3 protein-coding genes are annotated in these 757 nt (G+C 53.5%); all 3 read right to left on the bottom strand.

Features of this window, described 5'->3' with window-relative positions; all coding sequences use genetic code 11:
* Positions 1-181 (bottom strand): hypothetical protein (locus B5G37_RS15625; protein ID WP_204217983.1); only part of this gene is annotated, 181 nt, incomplete at its 3' end.
* Between the two features lie 19 nt (positions 182-200).
* On the bottom strand, positions 201-425 hold the full coding sequence (locus tag B5G37_RS14775; protein WP_087258771.1) for a hypothetical protein: 225 nt from the start codon (positions 423-425) through the stop codon (positions 201-203).
* A gap of 72 nt (positions 426-497) precedes the next feature.
* Positions 498-757, bottom strand: a 260-nt coding sequence (locus B5G37_RS14770; RefSeq protein ID WP_204217981.1) for a hypothetical protein, incomplete at its 5' end; no start/stop codon positions are given.

The following is a 757-nucleotide window of genomic DNA, read 5'->3' as shown; positions in this document are numbered from 1 at the left end:
AATGGTTCGACTGAACATCCTTCGCCTGCCACGAACCGCGACCAATACGCACGTTGCCGAACGATTCCGCGATCTTTCCCACATGATCGTAGAGCGCATCCAGACTGTACCCATGACGTGCCGCCTTGGCTTCATCGAATACAATGGTGAAACTCCACGGTTTTCTCTGTATCTTATTCACATTTATCGCCCCGTTCTTGTCAATCGTTCTTCCTCCATCCATACTGAACATAATAGCGCCGAACCCATGCATCGTTCTCCTCGCTGACGCTTCTGGCCGCAGCCTGTACCTCATCGAGATAACAGTCAAGGTTCAGTTTTTCGTCACGCTCCCATGCTGCGAGAAGTTCATTGATGGCATATTCAAGATCGGGCGGAACCTTGAACGGCAGTTGTTCAGGCCGCAGGATTCCGGATGTATCCATACTCTTCCACCTCCCTGTATGCTCTTCCCCCAAGGATATGGCAGGATGGAGCGTCAATGATGCCCGGTACCGTCATGACAGCACATGCAATGCCACGAGGGTGATGATGTTGAGCGCGGTGCCGAGGAGCGCCCACCTGACGGCCATCTTGCCGATGAAGCTGTTCTTCTTCCGCCAGCGCAGCCATACGAAAAGCGGGCCAAGAATATTGAGCCAGTATCCGACTATGATCCATACGATCCGGTCGAATCCGGTGGGAACGGGAACGCGCATATTGGGGTCATACACCCCCGGCTCATATCTCATAATCATCGCCTTCCTGTGCGGTGCAC

This window comes from Pseudoflavonifractor sp. An85 (genome assembly GCF_002161235.1).
Classification (GTDB): Bacteria; Bacillota; Clostridia; order Oscillospirales; family Oscillospiraceae; genus Enterenecus.
This window is presented reverse-complemented; position numbering and strand designations above follow the sequence as displayed.